This is a genomic window from Hungatella hathewayi WAL-18680 (assembly GCF_000235505.1).
GTDB lineage: Bacteria > Bacillota > Clostridia > Lachnospirales > Lachnospiraceae > Hungatella_A > Hungatella_A hathewayi_A.
The window spans coordinates 3,137,632-3,156,986 of the sequence record NZ_JH379027.1 but is presented as its reverse complement, the minus strand read 5'-3'; the positions used below and the strand labels follow the sequence as shown (position 1 = coordinate 3,156,986).

The 19,355-nt window shown below is 53.1% G+C and carries 18 protein-coding genes; 17 read left to right on the top strand and 1 reads right to left on the bottom strand.

What is annotated here, in order from left to right:
* The first annotated feature begins 21 nt into the window (after positions 1 to 21).
* From HMPREF9473_RS14200 to deoC, 12 genes are all read left to right on the top strand, one after another.
* A complete protein-coding gene (locus HMPREF9473_RS14200; RefSeq protein WP_006780827.1) occupies positions 22 to 717 on the top strand; it encodes a ribulose-phosphate 3-epimerase in 696 nt (231 codons plus the stop codon).
* Between the two features lie 21 nt (positions 718 to 738).
* Positions 739 to 1,779 carry a LacI family DNA-binding transcriptional regulator gene (locus HMPREF9473_RS14195; protein ID WP_006780826.1) on the top strand — a complete coding sequence of 347 codons (1,041 nt, stop codon included), beginning with the start codon at positions 739 to 741 and terminating at the stop codon, positions 1,777 to 1,779.
* A 5-nt stretch (positions 1,780 to 1,784) separates the two neighbouring features.
* A complete protein-coding gene (gene rpiB, locus HMPREF9473_RS14190; RefSeq protein WP_006780825.1) occupies positions 1,785 to 2,225 on the top strand; it encodes a ribose 5-phosphate isomerase B in 441 nt (146 codons plus the stop codon).
* Positions 2,226 to 2,413: 188 nt separating this feature from the next.
* Complete coding sequence (locus HMPREF9473_RS14185; RefSeq protein WP_006780824.1) at positions 2,414 to 3,142, top strand: Crp/Fnr family transcriptional regulator; 729 nt, start codon at positions 2,414 to 2,416, stop codon at positions 3,140 to 3,142.
* Between the two features lie 60 nt (positions 3,143 to 3,202).
* Entirely contained in the window at positions 3,203 to 4,288 is a 1,086-nt protein-coding gene (locus HMPREF9473_RS14180) for a BMP family lipoprotein (RefSeq protein WP_006780823.1), read from the top strand.
* Positions 4,289 to 4,318: 30 nt separating this feature from the next.
* On the top strand, positions 4,319 to 5,866 hold the full coding sequence (locus HMPREF9473_RS14175) for an ABC transporter ATP-binding protein (protein WP_006780822.1): 1,548 nt from the start codon (positions 4,319 to 4,321) through the stop codon (positions 5,864 to 5,866).
* On the top strand, positions 5,850 to 6,923 hold the full coding sequence (locus HMPREF9473_RS14170; RefSeq protein ID WP_006780821.1) for an ABC transporter permease: 1,074 nt from the start codon (positions 5,850 to 5,852) through the stop codon (positions 6,921 to 6,923). Before HMPREF9473_RS14175 ends, HMPREF9473_RS14170 begins: the two co-directional genes overlap by 17 nt.
* A 1-nt stretch (position 6,924) precedes the next feature.
* Entirely contained in the window at positions 6,925 to 7,866 is a 942-nt protein-coding gene (locus HMPREF9473_RS14165; RefSeq protein WP_006780820.1) for an ABC transporter permease, read from the top strand.
* Between the two features lie 100 nt (positions 7,867 to 7,966).
* Positions 7,967 to 9,460, top strand: a complete 1,494-nt coding sequence (locus HMPREF9473_RS14160) for a sulfatase-like hydrolase/transferase (protein WP_006780819.1) — start codon at positions 7,967 to 7,969, stop codon at positions 9,458 to 9,460.
* A gap of 1 nt (position 9,461) precedes the next feature.
* Positions 9,462 to 9,896: a cytidine deaminase gene (locus tag HMPREF9473_RS14155; protein ID WP_006780818.1), complete on the top strand. Its 435-nt coding sequence runs from the start codon at positions 9,462 to 9,464 to the stop codon at positions 9,894 to 9,896.
* A 41-nt stretch (positions 9,897 to 9,937) separates the two neighbouring features.
* Entirely contained in the window at positions 9,938 to 10,711 is a 774-nt protein-coding gene (udp, locus tag HMPREF9473_RS14150; RefSeq protein WP_006780817.1) for a uridine phosphorylase, read from the top strand.
* A gap of 18 nt (positions 10,712 to 10,729) precedes the next feature.
* A complete protein-coding gene (gene deoC, locus HMPREF9473_RS14145; RefSeq protein ID WP_006780816.1) occupies positions 10,730 to 11,377 on the top strand; it encodes a deoxyribose-phosphate aldolase in 648 nt (215 codons plus the stop codon).
* Positions 11,378 to 11,483: 106 nt separating this feature from the next.
* On the opposite strand, the gene HMPREF9473_RS14140 is transcribed toward deoC, so the two are convergent.
* Positions 11,484 to 12,287, bottom strand: coding sequence for an alpha/beta hydrolase (locus HMPREF9473_RS14140; RefSeq protein WP_006780815.1), 804 nt, complete (start codon positions 12,285 to 12,287; stop codon positions 11,484 to 11,486).
* A gap of 502 nt (positions 12,288 to 12,789) precedes the next feature.
* On the opposite strand from HMPREF9473_RS14140, the gene HMPREF9473_RS14135 reads away from it, so the two are divergent.
* The 5 genes from HMPREF9473_RS14135 to HMPREF9473_RS14115 all read left to right on the top strand — a co-directional run bounded on the left by HMPREF9473_RS14135 (position 12,790) and on the right by HMPREF9473_RS14115 (position 19,336).
* On the top strand, positions 12,790 to 15,291 hold the full coding sequence (locus HMPREF9473_RS14135) for a TIM-barrel domain-containing protein (RefSeq protein ID WP_006780814.1): 2,502 nt from the start codon (positions 12,790 to 12,792) through the stop codon (positions 15,289 to 15,291).
* 65 nt (positions 15,292 to 15,356) lie between these two features.
* Positions 15,357 to 16,382 carry a TRAP transporter substrate-binding protein gene (locus HMPREF9473_RS14130; RefSeq protein WP_006780813.1) on the top strand — a complete coding sequence of 342 codons (1,026 nt, stop codon included), beginning with the start codon at positions 15,357 to 15,359 and terminating at the stop codon, positions 16,380 to 16,382.
* Between the two features lie 10 nt (positions 16,383 to 16,392).
* Positions 16,393 to 16,890 carry a TRAP transporter small permease gene (locus HMPREF9473_RS14125; RefSeq protein ID WP_006780812.1) on the top strand — a complete coding sequence of 166 codons (498 nt, stop codon included), beginning with the start codon at positions 16,393 to 16,395 and terminating at the stop codon, positions 16,888 to 16,890.
* A 2-nt stretch (positions 16,891 to 16,892) separates the two neighbouring features.
* Positions 16,893 to 18,194: a TRAP transporter large permease gene (locus HMPREF9473_RS14120; RefSeq protein WP_006780811.1), complete on the top strand. Its 1,302-nt coding sequence runs from the start codon at positions 16,893 to 16,895 to the stop codon at positions 18,192 to 18,194.
* A 101-nt stretch (positions 18,195 to 18,295) separates the two neighbouring features.
* Positions 18,296 to 19,336 carry an alpha/beta hydrolase gene (locus HMPREF9473_RS14115; RefSeq protein WP_006780810.1) on the top strand — a complete coding sequence of 347 codons (1,041 nt, stop codon included), beginning with the start codon at positions 18,296 to 18,298 and terminating at the stop codon, positions 19,334 to 19,336.
* The last annotated feature ends 19 nt before the right edge of the window (positions 19,337 to 19,355 follow it).

Below are 19,355 nucleotides of genomic sequence, written 5' to 3'. Positions count from 1 at the left end.
AAAAAGGCGGGAACTGACACTATGAAGAATCGGGAGCTTTTGATCAATCCGACCCTGGCTTGTGGAAATTTCTTGAACTATCAGGAGAATTTAGATATATTAGAGAAAGTCGGTAATACCATCCTGCACCTAGATGTGATGGATGGTCATTACGTTCCGAATCTATGTTTTACCCTGGACCAGATACGGCTCATCAGCCGGAACTATCCGTTTCTGCCGGATGTCCATCTGATGGTCACCAATCCGGAGGATTATATCGAACCTTTAAGACAGGCGGGAGCTGCCTATTTAAGCTTCCATCTGGACGCCACGTCCTTCGCCATCCGTCTGATAAACCAGATACGGTCGGCGGGAATGAAGGCGGGAGTGGTGTTAAATCCTTCCCAGCCGGTATCTCTGTTAAAAGAGACACTTCCCTTCGCGGATTATATTCTGCTGATGGGCGTGGAGCCGGGCTTTTCCGGACAGAGCTTTATCCCGGGTACCATAGACAAAATCAGCGAATTGAGCCGGATCCGGGAGGAAGAGGGATACCATTTCCTCATCGAGGTGGACGGCGGAATAGACGATGACAACAGCATTGTCTGCATCCGCCGCGGAGCCGATATCCTGGTGTCAGGCGCGTTCGGTGTCTTTCGGAACAGAGACGGACTGGAACAGGACTACCTGGCCTTCCGCCAGCATATCATGGCTGCACTGGAGGACGGGACACCATAAGGGGATAAGGAGAGGGAAAAGATGGCAACCATAAAAGATGTGGCAAAGGCGGCAAATGTTTCGATAGCGACGGTATCTATGGTACTCAATGGAAAAGAGTGTATCACACAGAAGACGAAGGAACGTGTTTTGAGGGCGGCGAAGGAACTGAACTATATTCCGAGCATCGCGGCCAAGACTCTGAAGACCAACCGCAGCCACATTCTGGCTCTGTTTGCCGGGGATATCAGCAATCCCTTTTTCCCGGAGATTATAAAAGGCGTGGAGGCGGCGGCAAGACTCCACAATTACAGCGTGATCATCCATGACTTGTCAAGGGATGAGAAGGACATGGAAATCCAGATAGAGCGGGCGGCCAGCCAGCGGGTGGACGGAATCTTCATCACTGGGACCAACAGCATTTCCCAGGGTATGAAGGAGAAGATTCTGGCGCTTTTGCAGTCCGGAATCCAAATCGTATCCTGCAACCGGTTTATGGACTGGGGGGAATTTCCCCTCATCGTGACGGAGGAGGGAGAGTGCGTGGATATGCTGCTCAGCAAGCTGGCGGCTTTTGGACATAAGCATATCGGCTGCATTTCCGGCTATCCGGAGGCGTGGGTTTCCACGAGACGGGAAGCCTATTTTAAGAGCATTCTGGAGCAGTATGGACTGTATCATCCGGAATATGTGGTAAATGGCGGCTTCCTGATTGAGGACGGAAGAGCGGCGGCCAGACAGCTGCTGGAGCGTTATCCCCAGATTACGGCCATGATGTGCGTCAATGACACGCTGGCCATCGGGTGCTTAAAGGGCGTCACCGATATGGGCCGGAAGGTGCCGGAGGAATTTTCCATCTTCGGCATTGATGGAATTGAGTGCCTGAAATATTTCTCCCCGGAGATAGCCACGGTGGACACCCGCCGTTATGAGTACGGCTTTGAGGGAACCGAGCGGTTAATCGCCCTGATTGAGACGGAGGGGGAGGAGCGGGAAGCGCTCATGGAGGATATGGTGTTTGCCTGCACGGTGTGCCAGGGGGATACCATCAAGCCGCCTGCAAAAACAAAAGGACAGGAGTAAATGATATGAAAGATAGAACCATAGGAATCGGCTGTGACCACGGCGGGTTTGAGCTGAAGGAGGAGCTGAAACGGCGCCTCCTGGCGGACGGCTACGAGGTGACGGACAAGGGAATTGAGACACTCCACGAGGTGGATTACCCGGATATCGCCGTGGCGGTGGCGTCCGGCGTGACGGCGGGAGAGTACGACTGCGCAATTCTCATCTGCGGCACGGGAATCGGCGTCAGCATTGCCGCCAACAAGGTGCCTGGAATCCGGGCGGCCCTGTGCAGCGACTGCTTCTCCGCCAGAATGGCAGGAGAGCACAACGACGCCAACATTATCACCCTGGGTGCGAGAACCGTAGGGGTGGAGCTGGCCTGGGAAATTGTGAAAAGCTACCTTGGCGCCTCCTTCCTGGGAGGGAAACACCAGGTTCGGGTAGATAAAATCAATCATTTGTGAAATATGCACAAATATCGACAGAAAATATAGTAAATATATAAAAATTAGCAAGGTGTGACACGTGACATAGTTTGATTCCCTCAAAGACGTTATCATGATTATAGACAAAAAAAGAAGGGAAAAAAGCAGGTTTCTTGTGAGGAACCAGTATCTGTCAACAGGCAGCACACGGAATAAGGAGGACGCTCATGCAGGCAAAGGAACATGGAAAACGAAGTCTGAGAGAACTGTTTGAATTTACATACTTAAACAACAAGGGCAGACAGTTCACCAGAGAAGAGCTGGCCCCCTATTTAAATTCCTACATCACGCTGCGCACGGTGGAAAAGGGAGAGGATATCATACGGCCGATGGATACTCTCCGTTCCATCAACCTCATTGTCAATGGAAAAGCCTATTTTATCCGTGTTTCCCCCAGGGGGGACATGAATATGCTGGCGGCGACAGCGGCTCCCATGTTTATCGGGATCACCCAGCTGTTTTCCGATGACAAGAATTTCTATTCCCAGATACTGGCGGCAGAGAAGTGCCTGATGCTGGACATCGACTGCAAATACTTTTTACAGGAGATTAAAGCGGACGGGGATGCAGCCATGGTGGTGATTGACAGCCTGTCAAGAATCATCGAGCGAAACCGCGCCAGGATGGACAGAATGATGTTCCTAAGCTCCACGGACAACCTTCTGGCCTACATCTGCCGGAAATGGCTGGAGCAGGGACAATTCAGCGATAAGCCGCTCTACATCAAAGAGAAGCACGGCGTTATCGCGACCGATATGGGGGTCAGTGTCAGAACCCTGTACCGGGCAATCAACAAGTTGAAAGAAGAAAATCTCATCACCGTCATGAATGGCGGAGTCATGATGTTCACCCCCGAACAGCTGGAGGTAATCAGACGCAGACATGAGAATATGTAACTGAAACATTTTCAAAAAAGCATCAAAGAAATAACATCAAAGAAAAAGGATGGGGAAATTATGAAGAAATTAATCGCATTAGGTATGGCAGCAACAATGGCAATCGGTTTACTGACAGGATGTGGAAGCAGTTCCTCCACACCGGCCGCAGACACAAAGGCAGAATCCAAGGCTGCCACGGACTCTGGCAAGACCGCTGATTTAACCGTGGGCATGATTGCAAATGCATTCGGCACCCAGAGCTACAACGATGACGTGCTGGCCGGTCTGGAGCTGGCAGAGCAGGAGCTGGGAATCAAGGGGATTCCGCTGGAGGTTCCGGAGATTTCAGACTCCGCCAACAGTATCCGTACCTTAATCAGCCAGGGAGCCACCTTCATCATGGTACCGTCTTCCGAGTACAAGGACGGCATGCTGGAAGTAGCGGCAGAGAACCCGGATGTGAAATTCCTGTATCTGGCAGAGGCCATTGACGGCGTGGATAACATTATGTCCGTTGCATACCGTGAGAACGAGGCGGCCTTCCTTGGCGGCGCTTTAGCAGGTATGATGACAAAGACCAACAACGTAGGTGCGGTGATGGCAGTCGGTGAGACCCTTCAGTACCGCTATCAGTTTGGTTTCTCCGCCGGTGTGAAGGCTGTGAATCCGGACTGTGAGATTCAGTCAGCATTTACAAACAGCTACACCGATGTGGGACAGGGCAGCGAGGTTGCCAAAATCATGTACAACAAGGGCGCTGATTTCATCGGAACTTACGCAGGCGCCTGCAACCTTGGCGTTTTCAACGCGGCAAAGGACGCTGGAGACGGAAAATACTGTCTTGGCGCGGCAAACGGACAGTTTGACAAGATGCCAGACAAGATTGTGGCATCCGTTGTAAAACCGGCAGACCAGGCGATTCTTTCCATCATCAAGGGCTACATGGAGACCGGCGAATTTGACACCAGCAAACCCATGTCACTGGGCCTGAAAGAAGGCGGCGTGAAGCTGTTATTTACCAACAATGACGAGCTGTTAAAGACAGTTCCTGAGGATGTGATGAGCGCCATCGAAGATTTGACAGCAAAGGTGGAGTCCGGTGAGATCAAGGTTCCGGCAGATGAGAGCGAATTTAACAGTTTCACTTATTCCTACACGAAATAAGCGACTACCATAGACGGAGGTGGCACCACCATGGGCAGCATTATTCAGTTAAAGGAAATCACGAAACGGTTTCCGGGTATTGTAGCCAACGACCATATCTCAATCGATATTGAGGAAGGCGAAATACATACGCTTGCCGGGGAAAACGGGGCAGGCAAATCAACATTGATGAATATTCTCTACGGACTCTACCAGCCGGATGAGGGCGAGCTTCTCATCCGGGGGGAGCCGGTGCATTTTACAAGCTCCAGGGATTCCATTCATCACAAAATTGGTATGGTGCATCAGCATTTCATGTTGATTCCCAAACTGACCGTGACGGAAAATATTATCGTCGGCCAGGAAGTCGGCACGGCCCTCAAAGTGGACAGGGCCGGAGCCAGCCAGAAAATCAAGGCGCTGTCAGAACAGTACGGATTGAAGATTGACCCGGACAAAAAGGTGAGCGAGCTTTCCGTCACTGAGCAGCAGAGAGTGGAGATTTTGAAGGTTCTCTACCGGGAAGCGGAAATCCTGATTTTTGACGAGCCGACAGCAGTTCTGACGCCTCAAGAGATTGAGGAGTTCTGTGACATTTTGCTGAAGCTGAAGGAGAAGGGAAAGACCATCATCTTCATCAGCCACAAGCTGGCGGAGGTCATGAAAATCTCCGACAGAATCACCGTCATCCGTCTGGGCAGGGTGGTTGGCACCGTGGACAAGAGCGAGACCAACCCGGAGGGCCTGACGAAAATGATGGTAGGCCGTGATGTCAACCTGGGAAGAAGAGAGCGGAAACAGGCGGAGAAGATTGAGAACATCCTGGAAGTGAAGGATGTGAGCTACACGGTCGATAAGACGGTGAAGAAGTTAAACCATATCAATCTGGAACTGAGAAAAGGCGAGGTGTTAGGCATCGCCGGCGTGGACGGCAACGGTCAGGAAGAACTGGTCAATGTCATCTGCGGGAAAATCAAACCGGACAGCGGCTCCGTCATCATGAATGGACAGGACATCACCCGCGAGAAAATCCGCACCAGAAAGGATAACGGCCTGGGCCTGATTCCGGAGGACCGCCACAGAGACGGCCTGGTGCTGGAGTACAGCATCGCCAACAATCTGATACTGGGCTGCCAGTACCAGGAGCCATACGCCAAAAAGAATGTGTGGCTTGATTTCAAGAAGATTCATGAGACGGCAGAGACCTTAAAAGAGCGCTTCGATATCCGCTGCGCCAATGTGGACGTCAACGCCGGAACCTTGTCAGGCGGCAACCAGCAGAAGATTATCATCGCCAGGGAGGCGTACCGCAATCCCGACGTGCTGGTGGCAGTGCAGCCCACCCGTGGACTGGACGTGGGAGCCATGGAATTTGTACAGAAGACGCTGCTTGAGCAGCGGGACCAGGGAAAAGGAGTCCTGTTATTCTCCCTGGAGCTGGATGAGATTTTATCTGTCAGCGACAGAATTGCAGTCATATTCAAGGGGGAAATCATCGACATTGTGGACGCGGAGAGTGTCACCAGACAGGAACTGGGTATGATGATGCTGGGGTCCTCCAAAGGAAAAGGAGGTGCGGCAGTTGGCACAGCAGGCTAAAGTACAGAAGGCGGGCCAGCATAAGTTCGAAGAGCTGGCACTGAACTTTTTAATATCGGCGATTGCCCTTGTACTGGCAATTGTCACAGGCGGAATCATCATCGCCCTGTTTGGCAACAATCCGTTTCAGGCTTACGGCGCACTGGTGAAAGGAGCCTTCGGAACGCCGATGGCATTTACCCAGTCTCTGACCAAGTCGGTGCCGCTGTTACTGACCGGTCTTGCCGTGGCGCTGGCATACAAATGTACGGTGTTCAATATCGGTGCTGAGGGACAGCTGCTTGTGGGAGCCATCACAGCAGGAATTGTGGGGCATGCCCTTCATCTGCCGGCGATTTTAAACATTCCCATCGTACTGGCGGCTTCCATGCTGGCAGGTATGGTGTGGGCGTTCTTCCCGGCCGTGTTGAAACAGAAAGCGGACGTCAATGTGGTTATCAGTACTATTATGTTTAACTATGTGGGGCAGTATCTGGTGCAGTACCTGATTCTGGGCCCGTTCAAGGAGGAGGGAGCGGCCTCCGCCACAAAAGCGATTGCGGAGACGGCAAGACTTCCGAAGCTGCTTCCATCACCCTTCGTGTTGAATCTGGGAATTGTGATTGCGCTGGCAGCGGCGGTTCTGGTCTACATCCTGTTAAACCGGACTTCTCTCGGTTATGAGATGTGCGCGGTGGGACTGAACAAGAATGCGGCTTATACCAACGGGATCAATGTGGAGCGCAACATGTTCCTGGCCCTGTTGATGAGCGGCGCACTTGCCGGTCTGGCAGGCGGAATTGAAGTAACCGGAACTATGGGCAAGGTAATCAACGGCTTCTCGGCCAACTACGGATTCAGTGGAATCCCGGTAGCCCTGATGGCCCGCAACAATCCATTTGCCATCATTATCACCGCGTTTTTGATGGGAAGCATGCGCAGCGGCTCGCTGATGATGCAGTCCAGCGTGGGCGTTTCCAAGAACATGGTGGATATCATACAGGGACTGGTCATCGTCTTCCTGTGTGCGGAAAATGTGATTCGTTACTATATCAAGAAACGTAGAGGAGGAAAATAGAATGGCTAATTTTTTAATATTCATGCTGGCTTCTACTCTGCGTATGGGGACGCCGATTGCGCTTACGGCTATGGGCGGTCTGGCTTCCGAGCGTTCCGGCGTGGTTAACATCGGTTTGGAGGGCATCATGCTGGCCAGCGCCTTTGGCGCAGTCATTGGAAGCTATCTGACCGGCAATCCCTGGATCGGCGTGCTGTTTGCCATCCTGGTGGGCGTGCTGATATCCGCCATCCACTCGGTGATTTCCATCACCTGGGGCGGCAACCAGTCGGTCAGCTCCATGGCGCTGGTGCTTCTGGCAACCGGATTTTCCGGTGTGGGACTGAAATCCATATTCGGACAGCAGGGAAGTTCTCCACAGGTGGCAAGTCTGGAGCATACACCGATCTTATCGGGAATCCCCGTGATTGGCGGGTTCCTGGCCGATTTATCGCCCTTTGTGTACATTGCGTTTATCGTGCTGGCGCTGGTTCACTGTCTGTTTAAATACACCCCGCTGGGACTTCGGATTATCACCGTCGGTGAGAACCCGAGAGCGGCGGAGACAGCCGGACTTTCGGTTCATAAGATTCGTTATTTTTCCGTGATTTTATCCGGTGTGCTTGGCGGTCTTGGCGGCGCCTTCTTATCCCTTGGACAGATGAACCTGTTCCAGGAAGGAATGGTGGCAGGCCGTGGATACCTGGCTCTCGGAGCGGTTACCATGGGACGGTGGACTCCTATCGGAGCATTCGCGTCGGCCATGTTCTTCGGATTGTTCAGCGCCATTCAGCTCTATGTGCAGACTATTCCGAACAACCCGGTACCAAGTGAGTTTATCCAGATGATACCTTATCTGGCAAGTCTGGTGGTGCTGGCACTCAGCCTTAAGAAGAATAAGGGCGGGCAGGTTGGCATTGCCGCAAGCGGAAAGCCCTATACGAAATTTGTACAACAGCGATGATAGGTTAAGAAGTTTTCAATATCGCGCGGTCTGTGTGAAAACCGCTGACCGCGTGTTTTTTATACGCTGAAGAAGCAAAAATAAAGGAGGAACTAGAAAAATGTCACAAAAACCGAACATCATTTTTATCCAAAATGACCATCAGGCGTTTTATCGCTGGCAGTGGAACGACGGGCCAAAACCTATGCGTCCCAACTTTGACCAGCTTGCAAAAGAGGGGGCCATGTTTGACCATGCCTACTGTTCCACACCGCTGTGCGGACCAACCAGAAGAACCATGCTGACCGGCCTCTATGCCCATACCCATGGACAGCACCACAACTACACGGACCCGCCATACAACCATGAGGTATATCTGGATACGCTGGCGGAGGCCGGTTATGACAACTATTATTTCGGCAAATGGCATGCAGGTCCCGGGGCGGCCAACGAGCATCACTGTAGCGGTTTTTCCAGAACGGATTACAGCAACCCCTACATCCAGCCGGAGTACAAGGCGTATCTGGAGCGTTACAATCTGCCTCAGGCAGTACATCACATCGACCGGTACTTTGACATTCCGGAAATCAGTATCCGCGGCGATTGGGCGGAGTGTGCCGATGACGTGGACTATCAGTGCAAGGCCAACTGGTGTGGCGAGCACGCCGTAGGCATCACCAAGACGCCGAAGGAGACCCACGAGTCCTTCTTCCTGGCGACCCTGGCCTGCGAGCAGTTGGAGAAGCTGGCGAAGGAGAAGAGCGACAAGCCATTTTCCCTGAGAGTGGATTTCTGGGGACCTCACCAGCCGCATTTCCCGACACAGGAATTCCTGGATATGTATCCGGCGGAGAGCTTTGATTTGCCAGAGTACGGAAACTTCCGCTCCCAGCTGGAAGGAAAGCCGGAGACCTATTTCCGGGAGAGAAGTACGCCGTTTGGCAAGGACAACGAGCTGATTATTCCAAGTCCGGTGTCATGGGACGAGTGGAAAGAGATTATCCGCCACTGCTTCGCCCACATCACGATGATAGACGCGGCAGGCGGAATGATTCTCAATAAGTTAAAAGAACTGGGACTGGATGAGAATACCATGATTATCTGGACCACCGACCACGGCGATGCGCTGGCCAGCCACGGCGGACATTTTGATAAGGGCTCTTTCTTATCTGAGGAAGTGATGAGAATTCCGTTTGCAATCAAGTGGAAGGATGTGATTCCGGCGGGCCAGGTGCGCCATGAGTACATCAACACCGTGGATTATCCGGTGACGATTCTGGACGCGGCAGGCACGAAGTTCACGAAGAACAAAGTTCACGGGCGCAGTCTGCTTCCTCTGGTGACAGGGAAGTCCACGGAGTGGGATGACGATGTGATGTCGGAGACCTTCGGTCACGGCTATGGGGACGATATCGACTGCCGTCTGGTGGTTCACGACGAGTATAAGCTGGTGGTGACCAAGGGACAGAAGGCGGAGCTTTACAACTTAAGGGAAGACCCATATGAGCTGCACAACCGGATTGACGACGAGGAGTACAAGGAGATAAAAGAAGATTTGATCAAACGTCTGCGGGCATGGCAGGTGCGGACCGATGACCCTGTCGAGGTGCTGTAATATGGCGGATATGACAGATTCCATGCGGGTGACATTGATTCGGGAAGCGCTGAGAGCCAGGGAGTATTCGTTCAGCCCGATCTCCGGTTTTGCGGTGGGGGCTGCGCTGCTGGGAGAGGATGGGACGATTTATCGCGGATGCAACATTGAGTGCGCGGGGCTGACACCCAGCAACTGTGCGGAGCGGACGGCATTTTTCAAGGCGGTCAGCGAGGGCTGCTTAAAGTTCCGGGCCATTGCCATTGTCGGGGGACCGAAGGGGAAGCCGCTGGCGGATTACTGTCCGCCCTGCGGTGTCTGCCGCCAGCTGATGGCACAGTTTTGCAGTCTGGATACATTTAAGATTATTATGGCGGTGGACGAGACGGATTGGAAGGAATGCACGCTGGGGGAGTTGCTTCCCATGGCATTTCAGAGATTTAATCCAAACGTCTGACACCGGCCTGACAGAGCGGTTCCAGGAAAGGGGAAATAGAGATGAATTATTCAGAAGAGGGAGTTCAGTATCATTTAAATATCAGAAAAGGGGATGTGGGCAGATATGTGTTGCTGCCCGGAGACCCGAAGCGCTGCGAGAAAATCGCCGCCTACTTTGACGATGCGGTTCTGGTGGCGGACAGCAGGGAGTATGTGACTTATACCGGCTACCTGGATGGGGAGAAGGTCAGCGTGACCTCCACCGGTATCGGCGGTCCATCCGCCTCCATCGCCATGGAAGAGCTGGTGAAGAGCGGGGCTGACACCTTTATCCGGGTGGGAACCTGCGGCGGCATGGATTTGGATGTGAAGGGCGGCGACATTGTGGTGTCCACCGGGGCAATCCGGATGGAGGGCACCAGCAAGGAGTACGCGCCTATCGAGTATCCGGCGGTTGCCGATTTTGAAGTCAGCCACGCGTTAGTGGAAGCGGCGAAACGGCTGGGCCAGACCTACCATGCGGGCGTGGTGGAGTGCAAGGACGCCTTTTACGGCCAGCACGAGCCGGAGACGAAGCCGGTCAGCTACGAGCTGATGAATAAGTGGGAGGCATGGCTGAGACTTGGCTGCAAGGCCTCGGAGATGGAATCGGCAGCGTTGTTTGTGGTTGCCAATTATCTGAGAGTGCGCTGCGGCTCCAACTTCCTGGTGGTGGCAAACCAGGAGAGAGAGAAGGCCGGTCTTGACAATCCGGTGGTTCATGATACGGATGCGGCCATCAAGGTGGCTGTGGAGGCGCTGAGAATTCTGATTCAGGAAGATAAGGCGAAATAACGGAAAAGAGGAGTCGATATGGACAGACAGGAAATTCTGAAACGGGTAGACCATACCCTGCTGGCTCAGACAGCTACCTGGCAGGAGATTAAGGAGATTTGTGATGACGCGGTGACTTATAATACTGCTTCCGTGTGCATTCCTCCTTCCTATGTGAGACAGGCGGCGGAATATTTAGGAGAGCGGATGCCGGTCTGCACGGTCATTGGTTTCCCCAACGGATACAATACCACGGGGGTGAAATGCTTTGAGACGGCGGACGCGGTGGCCGGAGGGGCCAAAGAGATTGACATGGTGGTGAACCTCGGCTGGGTGAAGGAAGGCAGGTATGATTTGGTGAAGGACGAGATTCAGCAGATTAAGAAAGCCTGCGACGGCCGGCTTTTGAAGGTGATTATCGAGACCTGCCTGCTGACGGAGGCGGAGAAGAAGGAACTGTGCCGGGTGGTTACGGAGTCCGACGCGGAGTATATCAAGACCTCCACCGGTTTCTCCACGGGCGGCGCGACTTTCGAGGACGTGGAGCTGATGAGAAAATACACCGGGGCCGACAAGATGGTGAAGGCCGCCGGCGGTATCAAAGACTTTGCGGACGCGGAGCGGTTTGTGGAGCTTGGGGCGGACCGTTTGGGGACCAGCAGATTAGTGAAGATTATGAAAGAATAAGTGACTGATTGGGGCAGGAGCTTAACAAAAGAGGATGATGTTTGACCGGTGAAAATACGGTTTGGCATCATCCTCTTTTTTTGCGCTCTATTTTTGGGAGGGCGAGCTATCGCCCCTTCAGCATCCAGTCCAGAATATCACGAATCTCAACATCCCAGAAATCCCAGTTATGCCCGCCGGGGCCTTCCCGGTAGACGAGACTGGCATTCATCTGCTCCATCCGGTTCTTCACGGAGACATTGAGATCATAGAGAAAATCCTCGGTTCCGCAGGTCTGGTAGAGTTCCGGTACCAGTCCGTTTTTCTGACATCCGGAATATAATTCAAACAAATCTTTATCACTGCCTGCCAGTTTTTTCGGGTCCTCGTAAATGTCATCCCATGGGAATGGGCTGTCCACGGAGCCGTTCATGGCCTGCTCATAGAGGGCGGCGATATCCAGGGCGCCGGACATGCTGGCGGATTTGGCGTACAGCGTTGGCGTGGAGAGTGCTAGATACCAGGCGCCGTAGCCGCCCATGGAGAAACCGGCGATGAAGGTGTCCTCCCGCTTTTTGGAGACCGGGAATACGTTGGTGATGAAGGCCGGCAGCTCCTCGGTGAAGAAGGTGCGGTATTTAAGGCCCCGGTACATATCCTGATAGAAATTGTTGCCGGCGGATGCCATGACTACGGCGCAGCACCGCTCCTGGGCGTAGCGCTCGATGTTGCTGAACCGGAGCCAGGAACTGAAATCCCCGTAGGCGCCGTGGAGCAGGTAGACCACGGGAAGGCCGGATTCGTAGCCGTACTGTTTCTGAATTTTCTTATCTACAATCTGCTCGTTTCCGCTGGGCGTCGGGATAATGACGTTGACTGCAATGTTGCTTCCCAGAACGGAACTATAATAATGACAGGTCATACAAGCCATTTGAAATTACCTCCTGAAATAAATTGTAACAGTTCAGACGGCTCATCTTCTTGACCGAAAAAGCTGGTCAAGAAGCATCGGATGTCCATCCGATGGGGATATCGATAGAAAAATCCGCTTTCAAGCAAGCTTGACACGAATTCTTCTACCGATATCTCCGCCGTCTGAACTGTTACTTGAAATTAACCAATATTATAGCGGAATGCAAAATGAAAAACCAGACGCATCTTGCTGTATTTAGCCTGTAAATTTACTTATTTTGCGTTTTGAACGTGGAGAACAGAGAAGAAAAGAGGGATAATTTGATATTAAATAAGGAAAAGATAGTTGAAACTAAAGAAAAAGCAATCATACGAGAGAAACACTCTAAAACACAAAATAGCAAGATAGGTAAAGAATAGAGATAAAAAATGCAAAATCTGTCTAGTTTTTACACCCGGATTTTCGTAAGATAAAAGCAGCGAATCAACGAGCTTTTAATCAGGGAAAAGGAGAGGGAATTATGAAGCTATGTAAAAAGGCACTATCTGTTAAACCGTGTGACAGCTATTATTCCATTATGACAAACTGTGTGGAAATCAGGCTGTGGTTTTTGACAGATTCCATCGTCAGAATCCGGGCGGGATTCGACGGGGATTTTGCGGAGGAATCCTACAATCTGGTGATGACAGCGTGGGAGGACCGCATGGATGACCTGCTGAAATCGTACAGAAAGCGGGTGGAGCCGGCGAAGACAACACTGGTGGACGGCGAGAGAGAAGCGGTGATTCAGGGGCGTCTCTTAAAGGTTGTCATCGAGAAGGAACCGTTTGCTATCAATATCTATGATGAGGACGGCACCCCGATTCACAAAGACATTGTGGAGCTTGGCTACCGGGAGGATTCCAACCACCGGAGAATCCACACCAGCGAGATATCGCCCTCCGACTGTTTCTACGGATTTGGGGAGAAGAGCGGCGAGTGGAACAAGGCGCAGAAGTACATGACCATGAGTCCGGCGGACTGCATGGGCTACGACCCGAAGGAGACGGATTCCCTCTACAAACATATTCCATTTTACATCAAGCTGAACCGGGAGACGAGGAAGGCGGCCGGTTATTTCTACCACAACACGGCGGAATGTGATTTTGATATGGGCCGGGCAAAGAGCAATTACTGGAAGATGCACAGCAGTTACCGGGCGGACGCGGGAGATATCGACCTGTTCTTCATCGCCGGGCCGACGGTGCGACAGGTGGTGGAGCGGTACACGGATTTGACCGGAAAGTCCGCCATGCTGCCGAGGACGGCTCTCGGATATCTTGGCTCCTCCATGTATTACCCGGAGCTGGATGAAAACTGCGATGACGCGATACTGGAATTTATCGACACCACCAAAGAGGAGGACATCCCGGTGGACGGGTTCCAGCTCTCCTCCGGCTACACCCAGCAGGAGACGAAGGACGGACTCAGACGCTGCGTGTTCACCTGGAACAAGAAACGGTTTAAGGACCCGAAACAGTTCTTTGCGGAGATGAAAAAACGGGGCATCACCGTGTCCCCCAATGTGAAACCGGGCATTCTGCTGGCCCATCCGGACATCGAGAAGATCAAGGCGAAGGGGATTCTGGTGAAGGACAGCGAAAGCGGGGAAGACGGCGTCGGAACCTGGTGGGGCGGCCCTGGCGTGTTTGTAGATTTCACCAATCCGAAAGCGAGGGCTGAGTGGAAGCAGATGTTAAAGGAGGCGGTTCTGGAAATGGGAACCAGCTCCGTGTGGAACGACAACTGCGAGTACGACAGCCTGGCGGACAAGGACTGCCGGTGTGACTTTGACGGAAAGGGCATCACCATCGGCCAGATTAAGGCCACCATGTCCAACCTGATGTGCCATGTGACGGCGGAGGCCATTGAGGAGACTTTTGAGCAGGAGAGACCCTTTATCGTGTGCCGCTCCGGCCATGCCGGAATCCAGCGGTATGCACAGACCTGGGCGGGCGACAACCTGACCTGCTGGGAGGCATTGAAATACAACATTGCGACCATTCTCGGCATGAGTCTGTCCGGCGTGGCAAACCAGGGAGCCGATATCGGCGGCTTCTACGGGCCGTCGCCGGAGGCGGAGCTGTTTGTGCGCTGGGTGCAGAACGGTATCTTCCAGCCAAGATTTTCGGTGCATTCCGTCAATACGGACAACACGGTGACGGAGCCGTGGATGTATGGAAACTGCACGGAATATATCCGGGAGGCCATGAAGCTGCGCTACCGCATGATACCATATTATTATTCTCTGATGGAGCGGGCCCACGAGACAGGACTTCCAATTATGGAGCCCATGTGCAGCGCTTTCCAGCAGGATGCAAAGTGCTACGACGAGGGTGTGGACTTCATGATAGGCGATTCCCTTCTGGTTGCCAATGTGGTGGAGAAGGGGGCTTCCGTGAGAAGCATCTATTTGCCGGAGGGAGAGATATTCTACGACTTTAACACCAGAGAGCGCTATGAGGGCGGCCAGACGATGGAGTATCCGGTGACCCTTGGCAGTATCCCCATGTTCGTCCGGGGTGGCGGCATTATCCCGCTGGCGCTGAATCAGCTCAACAACCTGGCGACGGAGAAGGAGACCGGCATTCATCTTGTGTGTGCGCCAGACAAGGACAATACCTTTACGCTGTATGAGGATGACGGATGCACCAGGGAGTATGAGAATGGCATTTACTTAAAGACCAGAATCACCATGAACGCGGGAGTGAAGACCACGCTGGCCTTTACCCATGAGGGAACCTACGAGACCACGGTGGAGGATATGTATGTGGACATGATTCACCGGGAGAAAGCGCCGTTTGGCGTGCTGGTGGACGGTCAGGAGCTGCCGCATTTCCTTCACAGGAAGAAGTTCGAGGCGGCGGAGCAGGGCTGGTATTACAGCCAGACACTGAAGTCCGTTCAGATCAAATATCCAAACCCGAAGAAGGATTATGAACTGGTGGTGTCCTTTGAAATGTTTGACATGATTGGGATGTAAGAGAGTGATAGATGAGTCAATGACGAGTGTTTGAAAATACATAGATTAGGAAAAGGAGAACGGTTATGAAGAAAAAATTGGCAGGGTTATTCGTGTCGGCTGCGCTGGCGGTGTCCATGCTGTCCGGCTGCGCGGATTCGGGCGCGGCGAACAGCGCGCAGGCGACGGCGGAGAATCCCATGGTGCTGAATCTGGCCCACAATCTGGCGGAGAGCCATATCACCTCCATCGCGCTCCAGCAGTTTGCGGATGAGGTAAATGAAAAAAGCGGGGGACGCCTGCAAATCAGGATATTCCCCAACGGCACGCTCGGTTCCGAGACCGAGGTGCTGGAGCAGCTGATGGCGGGAGTGGTGGATATGACCCGTGTGTCGGCTCCGGGACTGGCCACCTACAACGAGGGCTACCATGCATTTGGCCTTCCCTACATCTTTGATGACAATGAGAACTACTACAAGGTGATGGGCTCGGACGCCATGGGAGAATTCTTCCGCTCCAGTGAGGCGGACGGCTTCGTGACGCTGACCTACTACACCTCCGGTTCCCGCTCCTTCTACACCATAGACAAACCCATCCGCAAGCCGGAGGATTTGAAGGGGCTGAAAATGCGGGTGCAGGATATGAAATCCCAGACCGACATGATGAAGGCCCTGGGAGGAACCCCGGTTGCCATGGCTATGGGCGATGTCTACACGGCCCTTCAGACCGGCATTATCGACGGCAGTGAGAACAACGAGACCGTTCTCACCACCGGCATGCACGGCGAAATCTGTAAATACTTTTCTGTCGACCAGCACACCATGATTCCGGATGTACTGGTGATTGCGACGGACACCTGGAACAGTCTGTCGGAGGAGGACCGCCAGATACTGCTGGACGCGGCGAGAAACTCCACGGACAACCATATTCTGGAATGGGAGGCGGCTGTCAATGACGCCCTTGAGACGGCCAAGACAGAGATGGGTGTCACCATTGTGGAGGACGTGGACAAAGAAGCCTTCCGCCAGGCGACGGCCGGCATGATTGGCGAGTACCGGGAACAGTATCCGAAGGTGGGAACCGTGCTGGATATCATTGATTCCGTAGAATAGGAGGGGGATTATGGAACAGTTTTTTACAAAGTTTAAACACGGGATGAACCGTTTATTAGCCTGGATTGCGGCGGCGCTGCTGATTACCATGAGTGTTCTGGTGATTTACCAGGTATTTACCCGCTATGTCCTCAACAGTCCCAGCGACTTTACCGAGGAAATCGTGAGATATTTACTGATATGGACCGGCTTTATCGGCGCGGCCTACGGCTTTAGCACACGCCAGCATATGGCGCTGTTGATTGTCCACAACAAGCTGGCGCCAGAGCGGAGAAAATATCTGATGTGCTTCATCGATGCTCTGGTGTTCGTGTTTGCCCTGGCGGTGCTTACGGTTGGTGGCGCAAAGCTGGCCTTCAGCGCGCGGAAGGAATTTTCGTCACTTCTTGGAATTTCACGAAGCCTTGTGTACAGCATGGCGCCGGTCTCCGGTGTGTTTATCATGGCGGCGCAGATTATCAATATCTGGGAAGATTTGACCGGAATTACGATTAAGGAGGAGATTTAAGGATGAATATTGCTATTACGGCTCTTGTACTGTTTGGGGTGTTTGCAATTCTTTTGATTCTGGGATGCCCGATATCCATAAGCATTGCCATATCCTCCATCGCAACCACGCTGATTAACCTGCCCTGGGACCAGACCTCGTTCATCGTGATGCAGAAGATGAACAGCGGTGTGGAGAGTTTCTCCCTGCTTGCGGTGCCCTTATTTATCCTTGCCGGAAATATCATGAACAACGGCGGGATTGCTAGAAGGCTGATTAACTTTGCCCAGCTGCTGTCCGGGCGGATTCCCGGTTCCTTGGCCCACACCAACGTGCTGGCCAACATGTTTTTCGGGGCCCTTTCCGGCTCGGCTGTGGCGGCGGCTTCCGCGATCGGCGGTATCATGGACCCGATGGAGAAGGAAAATGGTTACGACCCCGCATTTTCCACCTGTGTGAATATTGCGTCGGCGCCAACCGGGCTTCTGATTCCGCCAACCAGCGCGTTTATCGTGTACTCCACGGTGGCGGGCGGCGTGTCCATATCAGCCCTGTTTATGGCCGGCTATGTGCCTGGAATTCTGATGGGCGTGGCGACGATGCTGATTGCCTACTTCTATGCGAAGAAACATAAATACCCGGTCTGCGAGAAGGTCAGCGCGTCCCAGGCCATGAAGATTACTCTGGATGCGCTTCCAAGCCTGCTGCTGATTGTGATTGTCATCGGCGGAATTGTGGGCGGTATCTTCACGGCGACGGAGGGAGCGGGCATCTGTGTGCTGTACTGCCTGATTCTGTCTCTGGTTTACCGCTCTATCAACTGGAAGAGCTTTATGAATATTTTGTTAAAGAGCGCGGCTACCAGCGGGATTATCCTGTTCCTGATTTCCGCCTCCTCGGCGATGTCATGGGTGATGGCATATACCGGGATACCGGAGGCTATCAGCAACGCGATGATGTCCATTTCCAGCAATAAGTATGTGATTTTGCTGATGATGAACCTGGTGCTGCTGGTGGTGGGAATGTTCCTCGATATCACTCCGGCCTGCCTGATTTTCACCCCGATATTCCTGCCGATTGTGCAGAGTCTGGGCATGGATTTGGTACAGTTCGGCGTGGTTCTCACCTTCAATATGTGTATGGGAACCATGACCCCGCCGGTTGGCTCCGTGCTGTTTGTGTCCTGTGGTATCAGCAAGGTGTCCATCGAGGAGGTGGTCAAGCCGCTGCTGCCTTATGTGGGAGCGCTGCTGCTGGTGTTGCTGTTAGTGACATATATACCGGAGATTTCATTGACGCTTCCGAGGTTGATGGGACTGGTTTAAGAGGAGAGGATACTCCGGCACGAATGTGCCGGAGTATTGTATTATGGGGAGGAAAGTATTACTATAAGTGCAGATGGAAATAGAAATGGAGGAGAGCGCAGATGCATCAGATAACAGAGAATACGACCATTGGCGAGTTGTGCGGGTATGAGGAATACCGCCCGGTATCTGACTATTTTTTCACAAACATGACGGAGGATGTGTGGGAGAATCCGTTGAAACATTATGGATATGAGAAATGCGGCTTTGAGGAAGCCCTGGAGCGGGTGAGAACGATTCTTGCGGAGAAGATTCCCATGGTTTATAATGTGGGGGCCGAGGAGGTCAAACTTATCTATATGCCAGCTATCGGTGAAAATGCGGATAACAAGGCGGATGGCAAGACAGTTGGCAAGGCGGATAACAAAGTGGATGGCAGTCTGCCCTATGTGGTAGTCTGTCCCGGTGGCGCCTACGCCAGACAGTGGGGACTGATTGAGGGCATCGCAGTGGGAGCCGTGTGGAACCGGCTGGGGTATCCCGCCTTTATTCTGTATTACCGGACGGCGCAGAAACCGCTGCTGCCAAAGCCCATAGACGATCTGGCGGCGGCCATCAGGATGATCGAAGAGCGGGCGGAAGAGTTCCGGGTGGAAAAGGGAAATTATGCCGTAGCCGGATTTTCAGCGGGCGGCCACCTGGCGGCGGAGTGGGGGACGACCAACCACGGCTGGAGCCATTACGGCCTTCCAAAACCCGGCGCCCTGTTCCTCGCCTACCCAAGCGCCTCCAACGACGTGTTCTGCGATGCCCTGGAGCAGGCCAAAGCGGCCGGAGCCAGTGAAGCCCAGATGGCATCCGGCAGAAACTACCTGGAGCGTGTGGGAGGTCCTGATTTCACAAGAGAAAGCCTGAGAGAGTACAGCATTGAGTATCACATGGATGACAGCTATCCGCCGGTCTATCTGCTGGCATGCAAGGACGACCCGGTGGTGCCCATAGAATCCAGCTATGTCCTGTTAAAAGCCCTGGAAGACCACCACATTCCCCACCAATCCAGAATCGCCGAGACCGGCGGCCACAGCTTCGGCGTAGGCAATCACACCCAGATGCACGGCTGGCTGGAGGAAGCGGCCGGATTCTGGGAAATGCAGAGAAGATAGCCGTTGCAAACAGTAACGC

Coding starts and splice junctions, on each gene's coding strand:
- udp (WP_006780817.1), top strand. CDS start 9,938: ATGAATTATTCAGAAGAGGGAGTTCAGTATCATTTAAATATCAGAAAA.
- HMPREF9473_RS14195 (WP_006780826.1), top strand. CDS start 739: ATGGCAACCATAAAAGATGTGGCAAAGGCGGCAAATGTTTCGATAGCG.
- HMPREF9473_RS14200 (WP_006780827.1), top strand. CDS start 22: ATGAAGAATCGGGAGCTTTTGATCAATCCGACCCTGGCTTGTGGAAAT.
- HMPREF9473_RS14165 (WP_006780820.1), top strand. CDS start 6,925: ATGGCTAATTTTTTAATATTCATGCTGGCTTCTACTCTGCGTATGGGG.
- HMPREF9473_RS14135 (WP_006780814.1), top strand. CDS start 12,790: ATGAAGCTATGTAAAAAGGCACTATCTGTTAAACCGTGTGACAGCTAT.
- HMPREF9473_RS14160 (WP_006780819.1), top strand. CDS start 7,967: ATGTCACAAAAACCGAACATCATTTTTATCCAAAATGACCATCAGGCG.
- rpiB (WP_006780825.1), top strand. CDS start 1,785: ATGAAAGATAGAACCATAGGAATCGGCTGTGACCACGGCGGGTTTGAG.
- HMPREF9473_RS14115 (WP_006780810.1), top strand. CDS start 18,296: ATGCATCAGATAACAGAGAATACGACCATTGGCGAGTTGTGCGGGTAT.
- HMPREF9473_RS14180 (WP_006780823.1), top strand. CDS start 3,203: ATGAAGAAATTAATCGCATTAGGTATGGCAGCAACAATGGCAATCGGT.
- deoC (WP_006780816.1), top strand. CDS start 10,730: ATGGACAGACAGGAAATTCTGAAACGGGTAGACCATACCCTGCTGGCT.
- HMPREF9473_RS14185 (WP_006780824.1), top strand. CDS start 2,414: ATGCAGGCAAAGGAACATGGAAAACGAAGTCTGAGAGAACTGTTTGAA.
- HMPREF9473_RS14120 (WP_006780811.1), top strand. CDS start 16,893: ATGAATATTGCTATTACGGCTCTTGTACTGTTTGGGGTGTTTGCAATT.
- HMPREF9473_RS14175 (WP_006780822.1), top strand. CDS start 4,319: ATGGGCAGCATTATTCAGTTAAAGGAAATCACGAAACGGTTTCCGGGT.
- HMPREF9473_RS14130 (WP_006780813.1), top strand. CDS start 15,357: ATGAAGAAAAAATTGGCAGGGTTATTCGTGTCGGCTGCGCTGGCGGTG.
- HMPREF9473_RS14155 (WP_006780818.1), top strand. CDS start 9,462: ATGGCGGATATGACAGATTCCATGCGGGTGACATTGATTCGGGAAGCG.
- HMPREF9473_RS14140 (WP_006780815.1), bottom strand. CDS start 12,287: ATGGCTTGTATGACCTGTCATTATTATAGTTCCGTTCTGGGAAGCAAC.
- HMPREF9473_RS14125 (WP_006780812.1), top strand. CDS start 16,393: ATGGAACAGTTTTTTACAAAGTTTAAACACGGGATGAACCGTTTATTA.